Genomic DNA, 18,254 nt, shown 5'->3' with positions numbered 1-18,254 from the left:
GTTCCGGGTCCCGTCCTCGTCCTGGGGCTGGGGGTGATCCACCGCGCCGTGTCGTCGCGGGGGGGGGTGAACCCCGGTGGGGGTCCGGTGAGCGGTTCCCGCCAGGGGGCGACGCCGGGAAGCCCGAGGGTCTCGGCGGCAGCCCCTCGCCGGCTGCTCGTGGCCGATGGGGCCGAGGTGGAGCAGATCGGGGGACCACATCCGGCGATCCCGGAAGACCTCCGGACGGCTGTCGCCGATCGCGACGCGGATGGTCACCGGCGTCCGGCGTTCGTCCTAGCGGCGCTGATCGTCACGGCTCGACGCTCAGAAGCCGGCCTGCTGTTTGATGCGCTCGTAGCGGAGGTTCATCTGTTCGGCGAGAGCTTTGGTGGCACTGAGCGGTCGGACCATGACGACGAAGTCGTCGATCAGGCCGGCGTCGTTGACGTGGATGAAGTCGCACCCGGTCACGGCTTTGCCGTCGATGGTGGCCTCGAAGACGAGCGCATGGTCGGCGGCGTCGGGGGCGCCGATCTCGCGGACGTAGTGGAAGCCCTCGAGGACCTCGATGACGTTGCGCAGGATCGCGACGGTGATCGGCTTGCCCGGGTAGGGCTGGAAGGCGACCGGGCTGGTGAAGACGACATCGTCGTCGAGCAGGTCGGCGACGGCGTCGAGGTCGCGGGCTTCGACGGCTTTGCGGAACGGATGCATGGCGTATCTCCTCGGGGCGGCGGCGGATCGGCCCGGGTATCGGCGGTCGGATCGGTACACGACACCGGGCGTCACTGATACTAACCAAATAACCTACTCACTTTGTTGACTAGGTATGAATTCTTGTTCGACGCCGGTGAGTGGTCACCGATGTGATTAGCCACAATGTGAGTACTGTTCGTTGCCATGGCGTTGCGCGATGCGATCCTGGTGACCCTGCTCGACGGCGAGTCCTCCGGCTACGACCTGGCCAAGTCCTTCGACAACTCGGTGGCGAACTTCTGGACCGCCGCGCCGCAGCAGCTGTACCGGGAGCTCGACCGGATGGAGGCCGAGGGCCTGCTGGCTGGGCGTCGGGTCGAACAGGAGCGCCGACCGAATAAGCGGGTCTTCTCGATCACCGATGCCGGTCTCGAGGCGGTCGCCGAGTTCATCCGGCGGGAGCCGAAGCCCACGGCCCTGCGGGACGAGATGATGGTGCAGGTCCAGGGGGTGGAGTGGGGTGACATCGACTCCGTGCGCGCCGCCGTCGCCGCTCGGGTGGAACTCGCGGAAACCAAGTTGAAGCGCTATCTGCGGCTGCGCGATCGGCTGCTCGGTGGGCTGACCGAGGCCGACTACCTCGTCTCCGCGCCGCGGGTGGGCCCGTATCTGACCCTCGCCCGCGGGATCGGCTTCGAGGAGGAGAACGTGCGGTGGGGGACGACCACCCTGGAGATCCTGGCCAGGCGGGCCGAGCGCGCGCAGGCGGCGACCGGCGACTGAAACCCGAGTCGCCGGCTGATCGGTCGCGCCCGGCGGTCTGCGCGGCCGCGGAAACGTAAAACAGACGTCCCCCGATGTCCGTGGACACCGGGGGACGTCTGTTGGTCCGGAGCGATCGCGGTCCTACGCGTGGGCGCAGGTCACGCTACCGATCACACGTCGTAGTAGAGCTCGAACTCGTACGGGTGCGGACGCAGGTTGACCGGGGCGATCTCGTTCTCGCGCTTGAGCGCGATCCAGGTCTCGATCAGGTCCTCGGTGAAGACGCCACCGGCGGTCAGGTAGTCGTGATCGGCCTCGAGGGCGTCGATCACCGACGCGAGCGAGGTGGGGGCCTGGGGGATGTCCTTGGCCTCCTCGGGCGGCAGCTCGTAGAGGTCCTTGTCGACCGGGGCGGGCGGCTCGATCTTGTTCTGGATACCGTCCAGGCCGGCGAGCAGCTGCGCGGCGAAGCTCAGGTACGGGTTGCCCGAGCTGTCGGGGGCGCGGAACTCGAGGCGCTTGGCCTTCGGGTTGTTGCCGGTGGTCGGGATGCGGACCGCGGCGGAGCGGTTGCGGCCCGAGTAGACCAGGTTGATCGGGGCCTCGTAGCCGGGCACCAGGCGGTGGTACGAGTTGATCGTCGGGTTGGTGAACGCCAGCAGCGACGGAGCGTGGTGCAGGATGCCGCCGATGTAGTGACGCGCCAGGTCCGACAGACCGGCGTAGCCCTTCTCGTCGTAGAACAGCGGCTTGCCGTCCTTCCAGAGGGACTGGTGGACGTGCATACCGGAGCCGTTGTCGCCGAAGAGCGGCTTGGGCATGAAGGTGGCGGTCTTGCCGGCCTGCCACACCGTGTTCTTGACGATGTACTTGAACAGCTGCAGCTCGTCGGCCGCGGCGAGCAGGGTGTTGAACTTGTAGTTGATCTCGGTCTGGCCGCCGGTGCCGACCTCGTGGTGGGCGCGCTCGAGCTCGAACCCGGCCTTGGTCAGGTTGGTCGAGATGTCGTCGCGCAGGTCGACGTAGTGGTCGTACGGCGGGACCGGGAAGTAGCCACCCTTGGTGCGGACCTTGTAGCCGCGGTTCGGGCTGCCGTCCTCCTCGTACTCGGCGCCGGTATTCCAGGCGCCCGAGATCGAGTCGATGTAGTAGTACGAGCTGTTGATCGACGAGTCGTAGCGGACCGAGTCGAAGATGTAGAACTCGGCCTCGGCACCGAAGTAGGCGGTGTCGGCGATGCCGGTGCTGATCAGGTAGTCCTGAGCCTTCTTCGCGACATTGCGCGGGTCGCGGCTGTACGCCTCGCGGGTGTACGGGTCGTGGACGAAGAAGTCGAGGTTCAGCGTCTTGGCAGCGCGGAACGGGTCGATGCGCGCGGTGCCGTAATCCGGCAGCAGCAGCATGTCCGACTCGTGGATCGACTGGAAGCCGCGGACCGAGGAACCATCGAAGGCAAGCCCTTCCTCGATCGTGTCCTTGGTGAAGGCCGCCGCGGTGATCGAGAAGTGCTGCTGGATACCGGGAAGGTCGGTGAACCGGATATCGACATATTCAACGCCCTCTTTGGCGATGAAATCGATGACCTCTTCGGCCGTGGTGAACGCCACGCGAATGCTCCTTAGGTGCTCTTACGTCGGCTCGATGGCCACCCGGACGGCGGTCATCGCTTCTGGACGCTATGAAGCCGGTATTGCGGCCAAGTCATAGCCTCGTTTCGGAAAGGTTACGTCCGATCGTCGGAAGCCGCATGCCGGCGGTCGATTCCGTGCTGAACAGGCCCGACGCGGGTCCAACCGGCGGGTCCTACTATGGACGGATGGCCCGCATTACCGGTTCCTGGCTCTCCGGCCCCTCCTCGGCGTTGCCCACCCCGGAAGGGGGGAGCACGCATCCCGGTGCCGCCTTCGGGTTTCCCGCCGACGGCCCCGGTTCTGTCGCCGGGTTCGGGCGGCGGACGCTGGGTCTGCTCGTCGACTGGCTGATCGCGATGGGCCTGGCCGCCTACCTGCCCGCCGGCGACGGATCGGGGTGGGCGACGGTGACCTTCCTGGTGTGGTTCGCCGTCGGCGTTCTGGCCGTCACGTTCTTCTCGTTCACACCCGGTCAGCTCGTTGCCGGCATCCGGGTCGCCCGCATCGAGGGCGATATGCGGGTCGGCTTCGTGCGCGCCCTGGTGCGACAGATCTTCCTGTCGTTCGTGGTCCCGGCGGTGATCACCGACGGCGACAACCGCGGTATGCACGACCGCGCCACCGGAACCGTGCTGATTCGGGTGCGCTGATTCGGGTGCGCCGAGGCTGATCCGGTTGTACCGACCACCCGGGTCGGCGCCCTCCCACAACGACGAACCCCCGGCCGGATGGTTGCCCATCCCGGCCGGGGGTTCGCGGTATCCGCGGGGTGTCGCTCAGCGACGGCGGACGGTGCGCTGCACACCGCGCATCTTGGCGCCACCGGGGATCGGGCCCTTCGGCATCGCCGGTCCGGTCTTGGCGGCCATCGCCGCCAGGCGCGACTCGATCGAGTCGATCTGCTTGTTGTCGATATTCTTCGGCAGCTTGCGCAGGTACTTCTGCAGCTGCGCCAGGGGAACCTGGCCGTCCTCGTTGCCGACGGTCAGGTCGTAGATCGGGGTGTCGCCCACCAGCCGCGAGATGCGCTTCTTCTCCTGGGCGATCAGGCCCTTGGTCCGGTGCGGGGCGCCCTCGGCGACCAGGATGATGCCGGGCCGACCGATCACGCGGTGCACCGCGTCGAAGTGGGTGGTGCCGGCGACCGCGTTGGTCACCCGCCACGAACCCTGCAGGTTCTCGAGCGCCCAGCCCGCGGCGCCGCGCTGACCGTCCGCCTTGCGGAAGACGCTGCTCTGCACCCGGCGTCCGAAGATCGCGACGGCGGCCAGCGCGCCGACCGCCACGCCCAGCGGCGCGAACAGCCAGGGCATGTTCAGCAGCCAGCCGATGATCACGAAGACGACGATCGACGCGAGCACCACACCGATCATGATCGGCAGCAGCTTCTTGTCCTCGCGCCGCTGCATCTGGAACGCCTGCCAGATCTGCTGGCGCCGCTGCTTCGATGCCTGCTTCTTGGCAGCCTTCGCCGCAGCCTTTGCTTCCTTCTTCGCCGCGTCGGCACTGCTCTTCGCCATACCGACGAGGATATCCGTACGCATACGGCGAATCGGCAGGGAGGTGATCGCCGGGCGCGAAACGGGTCCGATTGCCGTGTCCGGACCGCAGCAGGGCTACCGCTCGGGCAGCCCCGCGCGGCGGGTACCCGAGCTAGGCGTCGGCGGGGCCGAAGCGGGCGAGCACGGCGCCCGCCTCCTGGGCGGCGGTGCCCTCCTCGGTCAGGTGGGCCAACTGCTCCGGGATCGCGCGACCGTGGTGGTTCATCGCCCGCGCGTAGAGCCGTCCGGCGCGGTAGGAGGAGCGGACCAACGGTCCGGCCATCACCCCGGCGATGCCGATCTTCTCCGCGTACTGCGAATGCTCGACGAACTCCTGCGGCTTGACCCAGCGCTCCACCGGATGGTGGCGCGGCGACGGGCGCAGGTACTGGGTGATCGTCAGGATGTCGCAGCCGGCGGCGTGCAACTGGTCGATCGCCTCGGTGATCTCGTCCGGGGTCTCGCCCATGCCGAGGATCAGGTTCGACTTGGTCACCAGGCCGTCATCGCGGGCAGCGGTGAGCACGGCGAGGCTGCGCTCGTAGCGGAACGCCGGACGGATGCGACGGAAGATGCGCGGCACGGTTTCGACGTTGTGCGCCAACACCTCCGGGCGTGAGGAGAAGACCTCGGCGAGCTGGGCGGGGACGGCGTTGAAGTCCGGGATCAGCAGTTCGATGCCGGTGCCGGGGTTCAGGCGCTTGATCGCCCGCACGGTCTCCGCGTACAGCCAGGCGCCGCCGTCGTCGAGATCGTCGCGTGCGACGCCGGTGACCGTCGAGTAGCGCAGCCCCATCGCCTGGACGCTGCGCGCGACCCGCTCGGGCTCGTCGCGGTCGAGTTCCTCGGGTCTACCGGTATCGATCTGGCAGAAGTCGCACCGTCGGGTGCACTGCTCGCCGCCGATCAGGAAGGTCGCTTCCCGGTCCTCCCAACACTCGAAGATGTTGGGGCACCCGGCTTCCTCGCAGACGGTGTGCAGACCCTCGCGCTTCACCAGGCCCTTGAGTTCGCTGTACTCCGGGCCCATCGTGGCTTTGGTCTTGATCCACCCCGGCTTGCGTTCGATCGGAACCTGCGCGTTGCGCGCCTCGATCCGAAGAAGCTTGCGGCCGGACGGGGGTGCGACAGTCACCCGTCCGATGCTACGCGCCGGACATAACGGTCGCGGCCCAGCCCGACGCGTTTCAGAGGCTCGGGATCGCCGGGTGCACGCGGGCGCGCAGCGGATCGGGCGCGGCGCCGAGCAGCGGGACCTCGACGGAGGCGGCGCCGTCGAGGAAGTCCGGCACGATCCGCGCGGCGAGCTCGAGCACCTCGGCCACCGGGACGTCGCGGCCGAGTTCACGGCTGAGCGAGGTCACCCCGGCGTCGGCGATGCCGCAGGGCACGATCGCGTCGAAGCCGGCAAAGGAGTTGTCGCAGTTGAGGGAAAAGCCGTGCAGGGTCACCGACCGGGCGACCCGCACCCCGATGGCGGCGATCTTGCGTTCCGGCTCGGTCAACCAGACCCCGGAGCGCCCGTCGATGCGACCGCAGGCCAGGCCCAGCTCGGCGCAGATCGCGATCAGTGCCGCCTCCAGCCGGCGCACATAGGCGACGACGTCGATCGGCTCCGCCAGCCGGATGATCGGGTAGCCGACCAGCTGACCGGGCCCGTGCCAGGTGATCTTGCCGCCGCGGTCGACCGGGATGACCCGGCTGCCGTCGGTGGGCAGCTCCGACGGTTCCGTGCGCCGCCCGGCGGTGTAGACCGACGGATGCTCCAGCAGCAGCAGCACGTCGTCACCGGTGTCGGCGGCTCGTCGATCGGCGCACTCGCGCTGCAGATCGAGCGCCTCGGCGTAGTCGATGGTGCCGAGGCGGCGGATGTCCATCGCGCCGTCGGAGGTGCGCAGAGAAGACGAAGGGGCCACGACCGCCACGCTACCGCGCGGCCGATCGTGGCCCATCCGTTGCAGACGATTACAACCCGGCTGAGGCGAATCCCCGGAGACCAGTCCCCGGAGACCAGTCCCCGGAGACCAGTCCCTAGAGACCGAGGTCGGCCTCGAAGGCGCCTTCCTCGAGGCGGTGCTTGATCGTGGTGAGGAAGCGGCCCGCATCCGCGCCGTCGATCAGGCGGTGGTCGTAGGTCAGCGGGAGGTAGGACAGCGACCGGATCGCGATCGCCTCGCCGCCGTCGTCGGTGGTGATCACCGCCGGACGCTTGACGATCGCGCCGGTGCCGAGCATGGCCGCCTGCGGCGGAACCAGGATCGGGGTGTCGAAGAGGGCGCCCTGCGATCCGATGTTCGTGATCGTGAAGGTGCCGCCGGCGAGCTCGTCGGGCTTGAGCTTGTTGGTCCGGGCCCGCGCCGCGATGTCGGCGATCGCCTTGGCGATACCGGCCAGCGACAGGTCACCGGCGTTGTGGATCACCGGGGAGAGCAGTCCCTGCTCGGTGTCGACGGCGATGCCGAGGTTCACCGCGTTGTGGTAGGTGATCTCCTTCTTGCCCTCGTCGATGCTGGCGTTGACGTTGGGGTGCAGCTTCAGTGCCTCGACGACGGCCAGCGCGTAGAACGGCAGGAAGGTGAGGTTGACGCCCTCGCGCTCGGCGAAACCGGCCTTCGCGCGCGCCCGCAGCTTCACGATCCGGGTGACGTCGACCTCGAAGGTCTGGGTCAGCTGGGCCGAGGTCTGCAGCGACTCGCGGGTCTTCTGCGCGGTGATCTGGCGAATGCGGTTGATCTTCTGGGTCGTTCCGCGCAGCGCCGCCAGTTCCGGGCGGACACCCTTCGGAGCCGACGGGCCCGCGGCGGCCGGAGCCGCGGCGGCGGGAGCGGCCGGTGCGGCAGCGGGAGCCGGGGCCGGGGCCTTGGCCGCTTCGGCGGCGGCGAGCACATCCTGCTTGCGGATGCGTCCGCCGACACCGGACCCGGACACCGTCGCCAGGTCGATGTTGTTCTCCTTGGCGAGCTTGCGCACCAGCGGGGTGGCGTAGCGGCTCGCGCCGTCGGACTCGGCGGCGGGGGCCGGCGCCGCGGCGGCCGGAGCGGGTGCAGGAGCCGGGGCCGGGGCAGGCTTGGGCTCCGGTGCCGGAGCGGGGGCCTCGGCCTTCGGCTCCGGCTTCGGTGCGGGGGCGGGGGCGGGAGCCGGTTCCGGTTCGGGTGCGGGGGCAGGCTCGGCGGCCGGCGCGGCAGGGGAGCCGGAACCGATCGTCGCCAGCAGGCCACCGACCTCGACGACGTCGTCCTCCTGCGCCGCGATCGACAGCAGGGTGCCGGCGACGGGCGAGGGGATCTCGGTGTCGACCTTGTCGGTGGAGACCTCGAGCAGCGGCTCGTCCTCGGCGACCTCGTCGCCCACAGCCTTGAGCCAGCGGGTGACGGTGCCCTCGGTGACCGACTCGCCCAGGGCGGGCATGGTCACCTCGGTGCCCTCGCCCGAACCATCGGTGGTCGCGGGGGCGGCGGCGGTGGTGTCGGGTGCGGCCGCGGCGATGGTGGCCTCGTCGGGCTCGGGCTCGGGCTCGGGCTCGGGCTCCGGTGCGGCCTGACCATTGGTCTCGGGCTCGGCGGCGGGCGCGGGGTCCGACGCGCCGGCCTCGGACTCCTCACCGATCTCGCCGAGGGTGCCGCCGACCTCGACGACGTCATCCTCCTGCGCGGTGATCTTCAACAGCACGCCGGCCACCGGTGACGGAATCTCGGTGTCGACCTTGTCGGTCGACACTTCCAGCAGCGGCTCGTCGACGTCGACGGTGTCGCCCTCCTGCTTCAGCCACCGCGTAACGGTGCCTTCGGTGACGCTTTCACCGAGCGCAGGCATCTGGACGGAGAAGGCCATTGTGTTGACTCCTCGACAGGTTGTGGGTCGGTCAATTCGGGGGAGGTGATCGTGTCGCCGCCCGCTCGCACCCCATCCTGTCACTCGGGCGCTGATCGCGGGAGCTAAGGGCCCAATGAGTGTCGTAGGGGATTGTCGGGGCGTTCGTCGGGGGAATCCCGACGGCTGCACCGGCGACGAATGTCCGGGCCGCGGCCCGGATGTCGTGGGAACCGGATCAGCCCGCGGTGGGCGATTCCTCCGGCTCGGCCGTCTCGGCGGCGATGTCCTCGAGGACCGCGACGATCGTGCGGACCGGAACGCCGGTGGCGCCCTTGGGTGTGTAGCCGTAGGGGCCGCCGGTGTTGTACGCCGGGCCGGCGACATCGAGGTGCACCCACGGGATCGACTCCGGGACGAACTGGCGCAGGTACCAGCCGGCGGAGAGCATCCCGCCGTAGCGGTGCGGGGTGACGTTCGTGCGGTCGGCGATCTTGGAATCGAGGTCGGCCTTCAGGTGCGCCGGCAGCGGCATCGGCCAGGCGTTCTCGCCGACTTCCTGCGACAACGCCGCCACCCGGTCGCGGAACTCGGGGGTGCCGAGCACGCCGGGGGTGCGGGTGCCGAGCGCGATCATCTGGGCGCCGGTCAGCGTGGCGGCGTCGATGACGTAGTCGGGTTCGTCGCGGGCGGCCCGCACGAGCGCGTCGGCCAGGATCAGCCGGCCCTCGGCGTCGGTATTGATCACCTCGACGGTCGAGCCGTCCAGATGGGTCAGCACGTCGCCGGGGCGGATCGCGGTGCCGGAGGGCATGTTTTCTGCGATCGGCACGGTCGCGATGACGGTGACGTCCAGCGCGAGGGCCGCGGCGACGAGGGTCGCGGCGATCACCGCGGCGGCGCCCGCCATATCGGAGGTCATGTTCTCCATGCCCGCGGCCGGCTTGATCGAGATGCCGCCGGTGTCGAAGGTCACGCCCTTGCCGACCAGCGCGACGGTCTTGGCGTCCGCCGCGGCGGACCGGTAGGTCAGCCGCACCAGCCGCGGCGGCCGCACCGAGCCCTGGCCGACTCCGAAGATGCCGCCGTAGCCCTCCGTGGCGAGGGTGGCCTCGTCGAGGATCTCCACCTCGACGCCGACCGGCGCGGCCAGCTGCGCGGCGCGCTCGGCGAACGCCGCCGGGTACAGGTGACTCGGCGGGGTGTTGACCAGGTCGCGGGCCGTCGTCGTCGCCCGGGCGACCGCGAGGGCGCGGCGCACCTCGTCGGCGACCTGCGGGTCCTGCGGGTCGGTGACGATCAACTCGACCGGGCTGGTCTCCGGCTTGGCGGTATACGAGGCGGCGGTCTTGAACGCGGTGAAGGTATAGCCGCCGAGGTGGAAGCCCTCCGCGGTCGGACCGGGGGCCAGCAGCGACAGGGTGGTGGCCACCGAGGCGACGCCGGCCAGGTTGCGGGCAGCGACGCCCGCCGCCCAGCGCACCGCGTCGTCGTCCGGCTCGGCCGAGCCCAGGCCGATCGCCGCGATCGAGGCGACCGGGGAGCCGGGCGGGGTCGGAATGCGGGTGAACTTGTCGGTCTTGCCGGTTGCGCCGACCGCGATCAGCGAGGCGAGGATCGCCTCGGCCGCCGGGCCGAGGATCTCGCCGCCGACCAGCGTCGGCCCGTCGTCACCCGGCAGCAACCCCAGCAGGAGGACCTCGACCTCGCCGGGCCGTCCGGTGACGATGAATTCCTGGCCGGAATCGGTGGATTCGGGCGGTGTCGACGTCACGCGGAGCTCCTCGGGATGTGGCGATGGAATGGACCGACGGGGGTCGACGATCCTTCGGCGAGCAATCGTATCGATGCCTCGCGGCGGCGCCGCCCGGCTACCCTGTCGTGCCATGAGCGACGATCAGGCAACCGACCGGCCCGGACCGGCCCACGAGGTCCACCGCGAGCTCGGTGCGAAGTTTGCGAGCTTCGCGGGGTGGTCGATGCCGCTGTCGTATGCGGGCACGGTCTCCGAGCACAAGGCCACCCGCGAAGCGGCCGGCCTGTTCGACGTCAGCCACCTGGGCAAGGCGGTGGTCCGCGGACCGGGCGCGGCCGACTTCGTCAACCGGTCGCTGACCAACGATCTGGGCAGGATCGCTCCCGGCAAGGCGCAGTACACGTTGTACTGCAACGACTCCGGCGGCGTGATCGACGACCTGATCGCCTACCTCGTCTCCGACGAGGAGGTCTTCCTCGTGCCGAACGCCGCCAACACCGCGGCCGTCGTGGAGGATCTGCGGGCCGCCGCACCGGCCGGTGTCGAGATCGAGAATCAGCATGACGATTACGGCGTGATCGCCGTCCAGGGGCCGCGATCGGCCGACGTGCTCGCCGCGGTCGGGCTACCGACCGAACTCGACTACATGGCCTTCGTCGACGCCGACGGGCCCGCCGGACCGGTTCGCGTCTGCCGGACCGGATATACCGGCGAGCGCGGCTTCGAGATCGTCGCCCCGGCCGCTGCGACCGCCGATCTGATCCGGGCGCTGCTCGCCCCGCTGTCCGAGGTCGGGGGAGCGCCCGCCGGCCTCGGCGCCCGCGACACCCTGCGCACCGAGATGGGCTATCCGCTGCACGGACACGAACTGTCGCCGACGATCACCCCGGTCGAGGCCCGGTGCGGCTGGGCGGTCGGCTGGCGCAAGCCCGAGTTCCGCGGCCACGAGGTACTGCGCGAGCAGAAGAAGGACGGCGCGCCGCGCACCCTGGTCGGGCTGGCGGCCACCGGTCGGGGAGTGTTGCGGGCCGACGCGCCGGTCCTGCTGGACGGAGCGGTCGTCGGTACCACCACATCGGGTACCTTCTCGCCGAGCCTGTCGATCGGCATCGCGCTGGCCCTGGTCGACCGGGCCGCGGCGCTGCCGATCGGAGCGGACGTCGAGGTCGAGATTCGTGGACGCGCGGTCCCCGCCCGTGTCGCCGAATTGCCGTTCGTCCCCGCCCATACCCGCTGACCCACCGCGCCCATCCGCACCGGCGGGTGCCACACCCGACGGCCGTTCACCCCACCCGGATCCGAGTGGGGTGAACGGGCGGGATCACTCGCAGCCGATGCCGTCGTTGTCGCGGTCGAGGTGGCGGCCGTAGCCGTACTCACCGCGCAGGACCGGAGCCGCACCCGCGGCCCGCGCCTCGCTGCAGTTGCGGTACTGGAAGGTCGACTGCTGCGGCGCCGGTGCCGGCGCGGCTTGCGGCGCGGGAGCCGGGGCAGGGGCGGGTGCCGGGGCTGCCTGCGGGGCCGGAGCGGGAGCCGGGGCGACCTCGCCGGGTGCGGGGGTCTCGGCGGGTGCGCAGAACTGCGCCGAGCCGACATTGCACAGCAGATCGGTGAGCGGGTCCGCGCTCGCGACCGACGCCGTTCCCACCACCATTGCGGCTGCCGCCGCGAACGGCAGAAGCGATCGAACAATAAGTGTGGAGCGGGCCATTTGTTTGCCTCCGATAAGAATGGTTGATGAGCCGCGAACATCATGCACGTTGGAGGAGGCTTCGGTGTGGAGGCGACGCCGGATTGCATCGACCGAATGACAGGCCGCGTCACGGTCCGGTCTCGAAACGGTCAAAGCGGTCCAAACCGGCAGGTGGATGTCCAGTCTGACCGGTCGCTTCGAGTTCGCTCGGAAAAACCTTCCGAGGTGTCCTCGATCGGGGCTAGCCTCGGCTCAATCATCTTGTCGTTCAGCGCCGGACCGGTCGGAGAGGCCGGGTCGAAATGTTGGAGGATCTCGTGGCCGAGATTGTCAATCACCCGCCGAGTCGCCTGAACATTCGCGTCATCGGAATTGCAGCAGCCGCCGCATTGGGCGGCTTCATGTTCGGATTCGATACCGCCGTCATCAACGGCGCCGTCGATGCGTTGACCGACCAGTTTTCGCTCGGCCCGGGACTGTCCGGGTTCGCGGTGTCGTCGGCTCTGCTGGGCTGCGCCGCGGGCGCCTGGTTCGCCGCTCCCATCGCCAATCGATTCGGGCGCGTCCCGGTCATGCTCGTCGCTGCGCTGCTGTTCCTGATCTCCTCGATCGGCTCGGGTCTGGCCTTCGGCGTCACCGACCTGATCATCTGGAGGGTGATCGGTGGCCTCGGAGTGGGCGCCGCGTCGGTGATCGCCCCGGCGTACATCGCCGAGGTGTCCCCGGCGTCCGTGCGCGGTCGGCTCGGTTCCCTGCAGCAGTTGGCGATCGTGCTCGGCATATTCGTGGCGTTGCTGTCCGACGCGCTGCTCGCCGAACTCGCCGGCGGCGCCGCCGAAACCCTGTGGTTCGGCCTCGAGGCCTGGCGGTGGATGTTCCTGGCCGAGGTGATCCCGGCGGTCGTCTACGGCGCCTGCGCCTTCCGGCTACCCGAGTCGCCGCGCTTCCTGGTGGCCCGCGGAGATGTCGACCGAGCTGCGCAGGTCTTGCACGACTTCACCGGCGCCGACCAGATCAACCTCAAGATCGAGGAGATCCGTCAGACTCTCGCCCACGAGAAGACCCAGAAGCTGGGTGACCTGCGAGGCGGTCTGCTCGGTCTCAAGCCGGTGGTCTGGCTGGGCATTCTGCTGTCGATGTTCCAGCAGTTCGTCGGCATCAACGTGATCTTCTATTACTCGACCACCCTCTGGCGCTCCGTGGGTTTCGACGAATCCAATGCGCTGTTGATCACGGTGATCACCTCGGTGACCAATATCGTCGTCACGATCGTGGCGATCATGTTGGTCGATCGGGTGGGCCGGCGGCCGATGCTGCTGGTCGGCTCCGCCGGCATGGCGATCTCGTTGGGGCTGATGGCGATCGCCTTCTCGCAGGCCACCGAGGTCGTCGCCGCCGACGGTTCGACGAGTGTGAGTCTCGCCCAGCCGTGGTCGACGGTCGCGCTGATCAGCGCCAACGCCTTCGTCGTCGCCTTCGGCGCCACCTGGGGTCCGCTGGTCTGGGTGCTGCTGGGGGAGATGTTCCCGAACAACATTCGCGCCTGGGCGCTCGCCGTCGCGGCGGCCGCCCAGTGGTTGTCGAACTTCTTCGTCTCGACGACCTTCCCGGTGTTCTCGAATATCGGGCTGTCGTTCGCCTACGGCTTCTACGCCTTCTTCGCGTTGCTGTCGCTGGTCTTCGTCTACTTCCGGATACCCGAGACCAAGGGGCTCGAGCTCGAGGCGATGACCGACGACATGGCGCTGACCCGCAAGTCGGCGCGAAGGGTCGCGCACAAGCGGTAGGCAGGACCGGTCGAGGCGGACCCGGGGACGTGCACAGCGGGTTCCCGGGTCCGCATCCGCACCCCGTAACCGCCGACTACCATGACCTCCATGTCCGAAGACCTGCAGTTCGATCGCCTGCCGCACCCCGCTCCGACCTCCGCCGAGGATCGCGCGGCGGTATTGGCGAATCCGGGTTTCGGCAACTACTTCACCGACCACATGGTCACCATCGACTACGACGCCGACCGCGGCTGGCACGACGCCGTCGTCCGGCCGTACGGGCCGATCACCCTCGACCCCGCCGCGAACGTCCTGCACTACGGGCAGGCGATCTTCGAGGGGCTCAAGGCCTACCGGCGCGCCGACGGATCGATCGCGTCCTTCCGGCCGGAGGCCAACGCGAAGCGGCTGCAGGCCTCGGCCCGCCGCATCGCGATGCCCGAACTGCCCGAGGAACTGTTCGCCGAGTCGCTGCGTCAACTGATCGACGTCGACCACGAGTGGGTGCCCGCCGCGGGCAGCGAGGAATCGCTCTACCTGCGCCCGTACATGTTCGCCACCGAGGCATTCCTCGGCGTGCGCCCCGCCACCAGCTACCGCTACATCCTCATGGCCTCCCCGGCCGGTGCCTACTTCGCCGGCGGCGTCCAGCCGGTCGACGTGTGGCTGTCCACCGAGTACGTGCGCGCCGCCCCCGGCGGAACCGGCGCGGCGAAGTTCGCCGGCAACTACGCCGCCTCGCTGCTCGCCCAGGCCCAGGCCAAGGACGAGGGCTGCGATCAGGTCGTCTGGCTCGACGCGATCGAACGTCGCTGGGTCGAGGAGATGGGCGGGATGAACCTGTTCTTCGTCTTCGGATCCGGTGACGATGTGCGCCTGGTGACCCCGTCGCTGTCCGGCTCGCTGCTGCCCGGCATCACCCGCCAGTCGCTGCTGGACCTCGCCGCCGAGGCGGGCTACGGCGTCGAGGAGCGCCGGATCAGCACCGAGGAATGGCAGAAGAAGGCCGAGAGCGGAGAGCTGACGGAGGTCTTCGCCTGCGGCACCGCCGCGGTGATCACCCCGGTCGGCCGAGTCAAGCACGCCGAGGGCGAGTTCGTCATCGGCGGCGGCGTTCCCGGCGAGGTCACCCTCGCGCTGCGCAAGACCCTCACCGGCATCCAGAACGGCACGGTCGCCGACACCCACGGGTGGATGACGCCCCTGCGCGCCGTCTGATACCGCGCTATCCGGCACCCCGGCCGACTTCGGGTGTCCCGGTGACGTCCGGTTCGGGAGATCCGTAGGGGTTGACCTTCCGGTAGCCGGAGGGGCGACGGTGATGGCATGAACGACGAGGACTCCCGCGACCTGCTGACGATCGGAGCGTTCGCGCGGCTCTGTGGACTGACCGCCGGCGCTCTGCGTCTCTACGACGACGTCGGGCTGCTGCGGCCGGCCCGCGTCGATCCGTCCTCCGGCTACCGGTACTACTCGCTCGACCAGGCGGACACGGCTCGAACGATCCGCCGACTGCGCGAGATCGACCTCGCCCTCGGGGGGATCGGCGACTACCTCGACGCGCCCCCGACCGACCGCCGCCGACTGCTCGACCGGCACACCGCCGGTCTGCGGGATCGCGCCGAGCGGGCCGGGCAGGTCGCGGACCTACTGCTCGGCGGCCCGCCGGTCCCGGCGACCACCGGCAGCCCGCGCGGGCCGATCCTGCCGGGAGCGATCTGGGCGACCACCATCGAGCGGGTGGCGACCGCCGCGGCCGACCCGACGGCGGTCGCGGGGGAGTTGCGGCTGCTGGCCGGCGTCCGGGTCGACGTCGACCCCGCCACGGTGACGGTCACCGCGACCGACCGCTACCGTCTGACCACCCGCACCCTGGTGGCCCCCGGCGCCGCCGAGCAATGGTCGCGCACGCTCGACGCCGAGGCGGTCGCACGACTGCTGCCGCGCCTGCGGCGTCGCGGCCCGCTGCGGGCGGAACCGGTCGGCGACGGGATCGACTTCGTCGTTTGCGACGGGATCGACCTCGTCGGTGACCACAGGACCGACTCCGTCGAGGACGACAGGATAAACGCCGCCGGCGACCACAGGACCGACGCCGCCGGCGACCACAGGATCTCCGCCGGCCGACTGTCGTGTGCCGGCCTGGCCGGGCGGTATCCGGACCACCGGGTGTTGCTCTCCGGGCTCGCCGACCCACCGAGCCGGGCGATCGTCGACCGTCGTTCGATGGTCGACCTGGTCGAGGCCGCCCTGTCGGGGCGGGCGGTACGGATGTCCGCCGCCGACGGTCGATTCACTCTGGGCGCAGCCGACATCCCCGCGCGTGTCGACGGCCCGGCCATCGACCTGATGGTGGACCCGGTGACGCTCCACCCGGCGATCCAGGCGGCGGTCGGACCGGATCTGGTGCTCGACATCATCGGCCCCGAACAACCGATCCGGGTGCGCTCCGCCGACCCCGGTGATGTGCTGAGTCTCGTGATGCCCGTGCGGGGCTGAACGGCCGACACCGACACCGGGGCCGGGCCGTCGGTGCCGGGGCCGTCTGCGGGTGTGTCGGCGGCCCACCGGTGTGCGGTGAAGGTGCCGGGTGGGAGCATGCCGAGCCGCCACCGCCGCCGGGTTCAGGACCCGATCAGCAGCCCGATCATCGCCAGTACGAAGCCGATCTCGATCGCCGCGCCGAGGATGTCTCCGGAGAGCCCGCCGGTCCGTCGAACGGCATGCCGGGCCACCGCGACCACGACGGCCGCCACCGTCACCACCACGATCGGCCCCTGCCACCAGCGGCCCTCGATCACCACCGACGCCGCGGCCGCGGCGATCACCACCCAGGCCGCCGCGGCCGGCCGGGACACCGTCCCGGCGACCAGGGCGCCGAAGCCCGTCGGCGCCGCCGGGGCGAATGGGGCCGCGCAGATGAGCACCACCGTGAGGCGGCCGATCACCGCGGCGGCAACGATCGCCGGAAGCAGATCGACCTCGACCGCCCGGGCGATCGCGGCGGCATCGATCAATATCACCAGGGCGATCGCCGCCACGCCGAAGGGCCCGCAGTCCCCGGCGAGCATGATCCGCCGGGCCCGCTCGGGCGGTCCGTAACTGCCCAACCCGTCGGCGGTATCCGCCAGACCGTCGATATGCATACCGCGGGTCGCCAGCGCGTGCGCGGCCACCGCCAGACCGCCCGCGACGACCATCCCGAGCCCGATAGTGGAACCGGCGAACGCCACCGCGGCCATCAACGCGCCGAGCAGCAGACCGACCAGCGGCGTCGCGACCATCGCCCGACCGGCGGCCGAGCGGTCGATATCCGCCGGTCCCGAGATCGGCAGCACCGTCAACCACGACAGCGCCAGCCGCAGCCCGACCAGCGGTGCCCCGAATCGGCGCGCCGGCGTCGTCGAAGCGCCGTCCGGGTCGGTCACGTCGCGTCGAGCAGATCCCGGCCGTCGGGCGTCGCACCGACGTCGTCCGCGGCCCGCTCGCTGACCCCCGCCTCGGGGAAGGTCGCCATCGATGCGGTCACCGCGGCCGCCGCCCGCACGATCGGGATGGCCAGCGCGGCGCCGGAACCTTCACCCAGCCGCATCCCGTAGTCGAGCAGCGGTTCGAGATCGAGCCGTTCGAGCGCGAAGGTGTGGGCAGGTTCGGCCGAGCGATGCCCGGCGACCCACCACCGGCGCGCACCGGGGGCGAGGCGATCGGCCATCATCGCCGCGGCGGTCACCACCACCCCGTCGAGGATCGCGGGGACCCGCCGGGCGGCCGCCTCGGCGAGGAAGCCGGCCATGGCCGCGTAGTCGGCGCCGCCGACCGCCGCCAGCAGGGCGCCGGGATCGCTGCGCACCGCCCGCGCCCGCCACATCGCGTCCCGGATCACCGCCGCCTTGCGCATCCAGGCGTTGTCGTCGATGCCGGTACCGCGACCGATCACCGCGGTCGGTTCATTGTCGGTGAGCACGGCGATCAGCACCGCCGCGATCGTGGTGTTGCCGATGCCCATATCGCCGGCGACCAGCAGATCCCCGCCGGCGTCGATCTCCTCGGCGGCTATCGCCCGCCCGGCGTCGATCGCGGCGATCAGCTCCTCCGGGCTCAACGCGTCCTCGGTGTCGATCGAGCCGCTCGACCGGCGAATCTTGTACCTGGTCGGATCGTCCTCGTCGGCCCCGCTGCCGTCGGTCCCGTCGCCGGCACCGCCGCTACCGTCCGGCGCGGTGTCGACCGCGATGTCGACCACGCGCACCGAGGCACCCGCCGCGGCCCCGAGGATCGAGATCGCCGCACCGCCCGCGCGCATATTGGCCACCATCTGGGCGGTCACCTCGGACGGGTAGGCAGAGACGCCTCGGCCGGTGACACCGTGGTCACCGGCGAAGACCACGATGCGCGGCGAGGTGATCGGCCGCGGCGGACACACTCCCTGACAGGACGCCACCCAGCAGCCCAACTCCTCGAGCCGCCCCAGCGAGCCCGCGGGTTTGGTCAATCGCAGCTGGTAGCGCTCCGCTTCCGCGTAGACCTCACGGTCCGGCGGTTCCACCGAGAACGGGCGATCGTAGAGCACGCGGCAGGCTCCTTCGGCTCGAGAACGTGACCGCTGGCAAA

16 protein-coding genes are annotated in these 18,254 nt (G+C 70.2%); 6 read left to right on the top strand and 10 right to left on the bottom strand.

Annotated features, from left to right (window positions below; translation table 11 throughout):
* Nucleotides 1-306 precede the first annotated feature (306 nt).
* Nucleotides 307-696: a nuclear transport factor 2 family protein gene (locus MB1_RS12000; RefSeq protein WP_066907150.1), complete on the bottom strand. Its 390-nt coding sequence runs from the start codon at nucleotides 694-696 to the stop codon at nucleotides 307-309.
* Nucleotides 697-882: 186 nt separating this feature from the next.
* Between MB1_RS12000 and MB1_RS11995 the strand changes: the two genes are divergently transcribed.
* Nucleotides 883-1,461: a PadR family transcriptional regulator gene (locus tag MB1_RS11995; protein ID WP_066907147.1), complete on the top strand. Its 579-nt coding sequence runs from the start codon at nucleotides 883-885 to the stop codon at nucleotides 1,459-1,461.
* A gap of 152 nt (nucleotides 1,462-1,613) precedes the next feature.
* Here MB1_RS11995 and glnA read toward each other — a convergent pair whose 3' ends face one another.
* Entirely contained in the window at nucleotides 1,614-3,050 is a 1,437-nt protein-coding gene (gene glnA, locus MB1_RS11990; RefSeq protein WP_066907144.1) for a type I glutamate--ammonia ligase, read from the bottom strand.
* Between the two features lie 209 nt (nucleotides 3,051-3,259).
* On the opposite strand from glnA, the gene MB1_RS11985 reads away from it, so the two are divergent.
* Nucleotides 3,260-3,724 (top strand): RDD family protein, encoded by a 465-nt coding sequence (locus tag MB1_RS11985; protein ID WP_066907450.1) that lies wholly within the window; start codon nucleotides 3,260-3,262, stop codon nucleotides 3,722-3,724.
* 126 nt (nucleotides 3,725-3,850) lie between these two features.
* Here the strand turns inward: MB1_RS11985 and MB1_RS11980 are convergent, their stop codons facing one another.
* The 5 genes from MB1_RS11980 to MB1_RS11960 all read right to left on the bottom strand — a co-directional run bounded on the left by MB1_RS11980 (nucleotide 3,851) and on the right by MB1_RS11960 (nucleotide 10,199).
* Nucleotides 3,851-4,594 carry a DUF4191 domain-containing protein gene (locus tag MB1_RS11980; protein WP_066907447.1) on the bottom strand — a complete coding sequence of 248 codons (744 nt, stop codon included), beginning with the start codon at nucleotides 4,592-4,594 and terminating at the stop codon, nucleotides 3,851-3,853.
* Between the two features lie 133 nt (nucleotides 4,595-4,727).
* Entirely contained in the window at nucleotides 4,728-5,759 is a 1,032-nt protein-coding gene (lipA, locus tag MB1_RS11975; protein WP_439646940.1) for a lipoyl synthase, read from the bottom strand.
* 43 nt (nucleotides 5,760-5,802) lie between these two features.
* Nucleotides 5,803-6,567: a lipoyl(octanoyl) transferase LipB gene (gene lipB, locus MB1_RS11970; protein ID WP_066907138.1), complete on the bottom strand. Its 765-nt coding sequence runs from the start codon at nucleotides 6,565-6,567 to the stop codon at nucleotides 5,803-5,805.
* Nucleotides 6,568-6,646: 79 nt separating this feature from the next.
* A complete protein-coding gene (gene sucB, locus MB1_RS11965; RefSeq protein ID WP_066907135.1) occupies nucleotides 6,647-8,446 on the bottom strand; it encodes a 2-oxoglutarate dehydrogenase, E2 component, dihydrolipoamide succinyltransferase in 1,800 nt (599 codons plus the stop codon).
* Between the two features lie 217 nt (nucleotides 8,447-8,663).
* Entirely contained in the window at nucleotides 8,664-10,199 is a 1,536-nt protein-coding gene (locus MB1_RS11960) for a leucyl aminopeptidase (RefSeq protein ID WP_439646939.1), read from the bottom strand.
* Between the two features lie 112 nt (nucleotides 10,200-10,311).
* On the opposite strand from MB1_RS11960, the gene gcvT reads away from it, so the two are divergent.
* Entirely contained in the window at nucleotides 10,312-11,418 is a 1,107-nt protein-coding gene (gene gcvT, locus MB1_RS11955) for a glycine cleavage system aminomethyltransferase GcvT (protein WP_066907132.1), read from the top strand.
* An 84-nt stretch (nucleotides 11,419-11,502) separates the two neighbouring features.
* On the opposite strand, the gene MB1_RS11950 is transcribed toward gcvT, so the two are convergent.
* Nucleotides 11,503-11,835, bottom strand: a complete 333-nt coding sequence (locus MB1_RS11950) for an excalibur calcium-binding domain-containing protein (protein ID WP_369406865.1) — start codon at nucleotides 11,833-11,835, stop codon at nucleotides 11,503-11,505.
* Nucleotides 11,836-12,176: 341 nt separating this feature from the next.
* Here MB1_RS11950 and MB1_RS11945 point away from each other — a divergent pair, with 341 nt between their 5' ends.
* From MB1_RS11945 to MB1_RS11935, 3 genes are all read left to right on the top strand, one after another.
* On the top strand, nucleotides 12,177-13,661 hold the full coding sequence (locus tag MB1_RS11945; protein ID WP_066907126.1) for a sugar porter family MFS transporter: 1,485 nt from the start codon (nucleotides 12,177-12,179) through the stop codon (nucleotides 13,659-13,661).
* 90 nt (nucleotides 13,662-13,751) lie between these two features.
* Complete coding sequence (locus tag MB1_RS11940; protein ID WP_066907123.1) at nucleotides 13,752-14,861, top strand: branched-chain amino acid aminotransferase; 1,110 nt, start codon at nucleotides 13,752-13,754, stop codon at nucleotides 14,859-14,861.
* A 108-nt stretch (nucleotides 14,862-14,969) separates the two neighbouring features.
* Entirely contained in the window at nucleotides 14,970-16,142 is a 1,173-nt protein-coding gene (locus MB1_RS11935; RefSeq protein ID WP_066907120.1) for a MerR family transcriptional regulator, read from the top strand.
* A 125-nt stretch (nucleotides 16,143-16,267) separates the two neighbouring features.
* On the opposite strand, the gene MB1_RS11930 is transcribed toward MB1_RS11935, so the two are convergent.
* Nucleotides 16,268-17,071, bottom strand: coding sequence for an adenosylcobinamide-GDP ribazoletransferase (locus MB1_RS11930; protein ID WP_245650150.1), 804 nt, complete (start codon nucleotides 17,069-17,071; stop codon nucleotides 16,268-16,270).
* The gene (gene cobT, locus MB1_RS11925; RefSeq protein ID WP_066907117.1) at nucleotides 17,068-18,213 is read right to left on the bottom strand and encodes a nicotinate-nucleotide--dimethylbenzimidazole phosphoribosyltransferase; all 1,146 of its coding nucleotides are present in this window, start codon (nucleotides 18,211-18,213) and stop codon (nucleotides 17,068-17,070) included. Before cobT ends, MB1_RS11930 begins: the two co-directional genes overlap by 4 nt.
* Nucleotides 18,214-18,254: the final 41 nt, after the last annotated feature.

This window comes from Millisia brevis NBRC 105863, from assembly GCF_001552615.1.
GTDB classification, from domain to species: domain Bacteria; phylum Actinomycetota; class Actinomycetes; order Mycobacteriales; family Mycobacteriaceae; genus Millisia; species Millisia brevis.
This window is presented reverse-complemented; position numbering and strand designations above follow the sequence as displayed.

Excerpts from the sequence above, each read along its gene's own strand:
- MB1_RS11945 (WP_066907126.1), top strand. The coding sequence starts at position 12,177 with ATGTTGGAGGATCTCGTGGCCGAGATTGTCAATCACCCGCCGAGTCGC.
- MB1_RS11995 (WP_066907147.1), top strand. The coding sequence starts at position 883 with ATGGCGTTGCGCGATGCGATCCTGGTGACCCTGCTCGACGGCGAGTCC.
- MB1_RS11950 (WP_369406865.1), bottom strand. The coding sequence starts at position 11,835 with ATGGTGGTGGGAACGGCGTCGGTCGCGAGCGCGGACCCGCTCACCGAT.
- sucB (WP_066907135.1), bottom strand. The coding sequence starts at position 8,446 with ATGGCCTTCTCCGTCCAGATGCCTGCGCTCGGTGAAAGCGTCACCGAA.
- MB1_RS11940 (WP_066907123.1), top strand. The coding sequence starts at position 13,752 with ATGTCCGAAGACCTGCAGTTCGATCGCCTGCCGCACCCCGCTCCGACC.
- MB1_RS11935 (WP_066907120.1), top strand. The coding sequence starts at position 14,970 with ATGAACGACGAGGACTCCCGCGACCTGCTGACGATCGGAGCGTTCGCG.
- MB1_RS11980 (WP_066907447.1), bottom strand. The coding sequence starts at position 4,594 with ATGGCGAAGAGCAGTGCCGACGCGGCGAAGAAGGAAGCAAAGGCTGCG.
- MB1_RS12000 (WP_066907150.1), bottom strand. The coding sequence starts at position 696 with ATGCATCCGTTCCGCAAAGCCGTCGAAGCCCGCGACCTCGACGCCGTC.
- gcvT (WP_066907132.1), top strand. The coding sequence starts at position 10,312 with ATGAGCGACGATCAGGCAACCGACCGGCCCGGACCGGCCCACGAGGTC.
- MB1_RS11985 (WP_066907450.1), top strand. The coding sequence starts at position 3,260 with ATGGCCCGCATTACCGGTTCCTGGCTCTCCGGCCCCTCCTCGGCGTTG.
- lipB (WP_066907138.1), bottom strand. The coding sequence starts at position 6,567 with ATGGGCCACGATCGGCCGCGCGGTAGCGTGGCGGTCGTGGCCCCTTCG.